This is a genomic window from Kitasatospora sp. NPDC036755, assembly GCF_040636595.1.
Taxonomy (GTDB): domain Bacteria; phylum Actinomycetota; class Actinomycetes; order Streptomycetales; family Streptomycetaceae; genus Kitasatospora.
The window spans coordinates 1-5,664 of sequence record NZ_JBEZUT010000440.1 but is presented as its reverse complement, the minus strand read 5'-3'; the positions used below and the strand labels follow the sequence as shown (position 1 = coordinate 5,664).

The 5,664-nt window shown below is 74.5% G+C and carries 2 protein-coding genes; both read right to left on the bottom strand.

Translation table 11 applies throughout. The annotated features are described in order from the left end of the window. Positions 1-1,621, bottom strand: a 1,621-nt coding sequence (locus AB0E96_RS37430; protein ID WP_359830728.1) for a beta-ketoacyl synthase N-terminal-like domain-containing protein, incomplete at its 3' end; no start/stop codon positions are given. Between the two features lie 32 nt (positions 1,622-1,653). Continuing rightward, positions 1,654-5,664 (bottom strand): SDR family NAD(P)-dependent oxidoreductase (locus AB0E96_RS37425; RefSeq protein ID WP_359830726.1); only part of this gene is annotated, 4,011 nt, incomplete at its 5' end.

Genomic DNA, 5,664 nt, shown 5'->3' with positions numbered 1-5,664 from the left:
GCGCCTCCAACAGCGCCGCCCGGTCGGCACCGACCACCGCCGCACGGTGGTCCATCGCGGCCCGCGTCGTGGCCAGCGAGAACCCGACATCCACCAGATCCAGCTCCGCATCGCCCTCCACCAGCGCCAGCAGCCGGGCCGCCTGACCCCGCAGCCCCGCCTCCGAGCGCGCCGACAGCACCCACGGCACGAGCGGAAGAACGGCCGGGTCCGTCACAGCCGGCGGAGCGTCGACCGCCGGTGCCTCCTCCAGCACGACATGGGCGTTGGTCCCGCTGACGCCGAAGGAGGAGACGGCGGCCCGGCGCGGCCGTCCCTCGACCGCCGGCCACTCCCGCGCCTCGGTCAGCAACTCCACCGCACCCGCCGACCAGTCCACCTTCGGCGACGGCTCGTCCACATGCAGCGTCTTCGGCATCACCCCGTGCCGCATCGCCAGCACCATCTTGATCACACCCGCCACACCCGCCGACGCCTGCGCATGACCGATGTTCGACTTCAACGACCCCAACCACAGGGGCCGTTCGGCCTCACGACCCTGCCCGTACGTCGCCAGCAACGCCTGCGCCTCGATCGGATCACCCAGCGCCGTCCCCGTACCGTGCGCCTCCACCACATCCACATCCGCCGACGCCAACCGCGCCGACGCCAACGCCTGCCGAATCACCCGCTGCTGCGACGGACCATTCGGAGCCGTCAGACCGTTCGACGCACCGTCCTGATTCACCGCACTGCCCCGCACCACCGCCAGCACCCGGTGCCCACGCCGCCGCGCCTCCGACAACCGCTCCAACAGCACCACCGCCACACCCTCGGCCCACGCCGTCCCATCGGCGGCGGCCGCGAACGCCTTGGCCCGGCCATCCGGCGCCAGACCGCGCTGCCGCGAGAACTCCACGAAGTTGTCGGGGGTGGCCATGGTCGTGACGCCGCCGACCAGGGCCATCTCGGTCTCGCCCTGGCGCAGCGACTGCGCGGCCAGGTGCAGCGCCACCAGCGAGGAGGAGCACGCCGTGTCCACCGTCACCGCAGGGCCCTCGAGACCCAGCGTGTACGACACCCGGCCCGAGGCGACACTGCCCGAGACACCAGTGAGCCGAAATCCCTCCAGCTCCTCCGGGGCGTCCTGGAGCGGCACGATGTAGTCGTGGTTGATCACCCCGGAGAAGACGCCGACCTTGCTGCCGTGCAGCGTGTTGGGGTCGATGCCCGCGTGCTCGAAGGCCTCCCACGAGGTCTCCAGCAGCAGCCGCTGCTGCGGGTCCATCGCCAGCGCCTCACGCGGCGAGATCCCGAAGAACTCGGCGTCGAACCCGCCGGCGTCCCGCAGGAAGCCGCCCTGGAGGACGTAGGACTTGCCGGGGCTCTGCGGGTCCGGGTCGAACAGGCCCTCTAGGTCCCAGCCGCGGTCCTCCGGGAACCCGGAGATCGCGTCCCGCTCCTCCGCCAGCAGCTGCCACAGCTCCTCGGGGGACGTCACCCCGCCCGGCAGCCGGCAGGCCATCCCGACGATCGCGATCGGCTCGGACGCGGTGGCGAGCAGGTTCTGGTTCTGCTTCCTGAGCCGTGCGGTCTCCTTCAGCGAGTCGCGCAGCGCCTCGACCACAGCTTCGGACGACATCTTCTCCATGATCTCTATCTCTCCAGAGCTGTTCAGGAATCGAGGCTTTCGCGGGCCATGCGGACGAGGTCGGCGACGTCCAGGGCGTCGATGAGCTCCTCCTCGCCGTCCGCCGGGCCGGTGGCGCCGGTGGTACCGGCCGTGTCGGTGGTTCCGGTGGTGCCGATCAGACCGATCAGCCCGTCCAGCAGTCCGGCCGCGCGGATCCGGTCGAGCGGCAGCGCGGCCAGCCCCCGGCGGAACTCGGCTTCGTCGATCTCCCCCGCTCCCCCGGCGGCCGGGCCTCCCGGGCCGGTGGCCGGCGGGAGCTGCGGCGCCAGCTCGGCGAGGAGCTGCGCGCTGAGCGCGTTGGGGGTCGGGTAGTCGAAGACGGTCGTGGCGGACAGCCGCACGCCGGTCGCCCGGCCGAGGCGGTTGCGGAGTTCGACGGCGGTGAGGGAGTCGAAGCCGACGTCCTTGAAGGCCCGGGCCGGCTGGATCAGGCCGGCCGTCGTGTGGCCGAGGACGGCCGCCGCGTTCTCCTGGACCAGGTCGAGCATCCGCCTGGCCCGGTCGTCCTGGGAGAGCCCGGCGAGCCGCTGGACGAGCGACTCCTCGTGCCCGGTGGCGCGCTCCGTGGCGGCCGCCGACCGCGGCGGCCGGACCAGTCCGCGCAGGAGCGGGGAGGTCTGCCCGGCGGCGGCCTCGGCCCTCAGGTCGGCCAGGTCCAGGACGGTCGGGACGAGTTCCGGGTCGGGCGAGGCGAGGCCCGCGTCGAGCAGGGCCATGCCGAGCTCCTCCGTCAGCCCCTTCATGCCGCCCCGCTGGGTGCGGTGCAGGTCGACGTCGGCGAGGTGGTCGGTCATGCCGCTGCTCTCGGCCCAGAAGCCCCAGGCCAGGGAGACCGCGGGCAGGCCCTGGGCCCGCCGCTGCCGCGCCAGACCGTCCAGGAACCCGTTGGCCGCGGCGTAGTTGCCCTGACCAGGGTTGCCCAGCACACCGGCCGCCGACGAGAACAGCACGAACGCGGCCAGGTCCGTGTCCCGCGTCAACTCGTGCAGGTGCCAGGCCGCGTCGACCTTCGGACGGAACACCCCGTCCAGACGCTCCGGCGTCAACGCCGTCACCACACCGTCGTCCAGCACACCGGCCGTGTGCACCACCGCCGTCAGCCCACGCTCCGCCGGCACCGACGCCAACAGACCGGCCACCGACTCCCGGTCACCCAGATCACAGGCCACCACGTCCACCGACTCGGCGCCCAACCCCCGCAGGCTCTCCACCAGTTCACCGACCCCGGCAGCGGCAGCACCACGACGACTCGCCAACACCAGATGCCGCACCCCGTGCGCCACCACCAAATGCCGCGCCACCAAAGCACCCAGAGCACCACCACCGCTCACCAGCACCGTGCCCCGCGGATCCAGGCCGTGCGGAACGCTCAGCACGACCTTGCCGACGTGCTTCGCCTGGCTGAGGTGACGGAACGCCTCGGGGGCCCGCCGCACGTCCCAACTGCGGTGCGGCAGCGGGCTGATGACTCCGGCCTCGAAGAGCGCGACGAGCTCGGTGAGCATCTCCTGGATCCGGTCCGGGCCGGCCTCCCGCAGGTCGTACGCCTGGTACGCCACTCCGGGGTGGGCCGCCGCGACCTCGGACGCCTCGCGGATGTCGGTCTTGCCCATCTCCAGGAAGCGGCCGCCGCGCGGCAGCAGGCCCAGCGAGGCGTCGGCGAACTCGCCGGAGAGCGAGTTGAGCACCACGTCCACGCCCCGGCCGCCGGTGGCGGCCAGGAAGCGCTCCCGAAACTCCACCGTGCGGGACGACCCCAGGTGGTCGTCGTCCAGGCCCAGCGGCCGCAGCGCCGCCCACTTGCCGGGGCCGGCCGTCCCGTACACCTCGGCGCCGAAGTGGCGGGCGAGCTGGACCGAGGCCATGCCGACGCCGCCCGCCGCCGCGTTGATCAGGACCGTCTCGCCGGGGACGAGGGCGGCCAGGTCGCGCAGGCCGTAGTAGGCGGTGAGGAAGACGATCGAGACGGAGGCCGCCTGCTCGAACGACCAGCCCTCCGGCATCCGGACCAGCAGTCGCCGGTCGGTCACCGCGACCGGTCCGAACGCCCCGAAGTCCTCCCCGAGCATGCCCATCACCCGGTCGCCGACGGCCAGTCCGGTCACCTCCGGGCCGGTCTCCAGGACCACGCCGGCGACCTCGCCGCCCAGGCCGTGCTGCCCGGGGACCATGCCGAGCGTGATCAGCACGTCGCGGAAGTTCACGCCCGCGGCGCGGACGGCGACCCGCACCTCGCCCGGCTCCAGCGGCCGCGTCGCCGCCGGGGACGGCACGAGCGCGAGGTCCTTGACCGTGTCGCCGCCGGTGGTCTCCAGCCGCCAGGCCGGGGCGCCGGCGGGCACCGCCAGCGCGGGGTCGGCCACCGCCCGGACCAGCCGGGGCACGGTGACCGTGCCGGACCGCAGGGCCAGCTGCGGCTCACCGGTCGAGACGGCGCCGGGCAGGGCGCGCCAGGACGCCTCCTCCCCGTCCGTGTCGACCACCAGGAAGCGCTCCGGCTCCTCGGACTGGACGGTGCGCATCAGGCCCCACAGCGCGCCCGCCGCCGGGTCGTCGGCCAGGCCGCGGGTCAGGACGACCAGCCGGGCCGCCGCGAGCGACGGCTCGGCCAGCCACGACTGCACCAGGGCGAGCAGCCCGAAGGCCGACTCCCTGGTCCGCGACGGCCCTTCGGCCCCCGCGAGCCACCGCGTCGTGTCGACGAGCACCACGCCGGGCACCGGCTCGCCCGACCGGACGGCGGCCGCCAACGCGGGCACGTCCGGGTGGACGGCGGGCGAGGGGACCGTCAGGCCGGCTGGAACGACCGGGCCGAGCACGGCCCAGGAAACGCCCCCGGCCGTCGCCCCCTCGTCCTGCGCACGGGACAGCGGGGTCCACTCGACCTTGAAGAGCGCCTCGCGCTCCGCGCTCGTCGCGGAGTCCGGCCGTCCGGCGGCCACCGGGCGGAACGACAGCGAACGCACCGAGGCGACGGGGGCGCCGCTCGCGTCGGAGAGCTCCAGGGACACCCCGTCCGCCCCGGCCGAACCGGCCCGCACCCGCAGCCGGGTGGCACCGGCCGCGCGGAGCGTGAAGCCGTTCCAGGCGAACGGCAGCAGCAGCTGTCCGGGCTCGCCCTGGGCGACGGCCCCGAAACCGGAGACGTGCAGGGCGGCGTCCAGCAGCGCGGGGTGCAGGCCGTAGCGGCCGGCCTCGCCCTGGAGCTGCTCGGGCAGTTCGACCTCGGCGAAGACCTCCTCGCCGCGCGTCCACACCGCCCGAAGCCCCTGGAACGACGGCCCGTACACCACACCGGCCCCGGCCTGGCGCTCGTAGAACTCCGCCGGATCCTCCGCCCGAACGTCCACCGGAGGCCACTGCGTCAGACCCCCGACCGCGACCGGGCCCTCCTCGGTGAGCGTGCCGGTGGCGTGCCGGGCCCACGGCAGGTCGGCGGGAGCCTCCTCGGCACGCGAGTACACGCCCACCGTCCGGCGCCCGGCCTCGTCCGCACCGGAGACCACCACCCGCAGCTGCACCCCGCCGGTGTCCGGCACCACCAGCGGCGCCTCGATCACCAGCTCCTCGACCGCGCCGGCACGCAGCTCGTCACCGGCCCGGACCACCAGCTCCAGCAGCCCGGTCCCCGGCAGCACCACCGCGCCCGACACCCGGTGGTCGGCCAGCCACGGGTGGGTGCGCAGCGAGAGCCGCGCCGAGGCCACCACACCGCCCGCGTCCGGCACCTGCACCACCGCGCCGAGCAGTGGGTGTTCGGCCGAGGTCAGGCCCGCCGCCGACACGTCACCGGCCGAGGCGCCCGACTCCAGCCAGAACCGCTCGTGCTGGAAGGCGTAGGTGGGCAGTTCCACCGCGCGGGCGCCGGTGCCCGCGAACACCGCCGACCAGTCGAGACCGGCGCCCCGCACATGGAGCTGGGCCAGGGCCGTGAGGACCGTCCGGTCCTCGGGGCGGCCGGCCCGCACCGCCGGGACGAAGGCCGCCGTGCC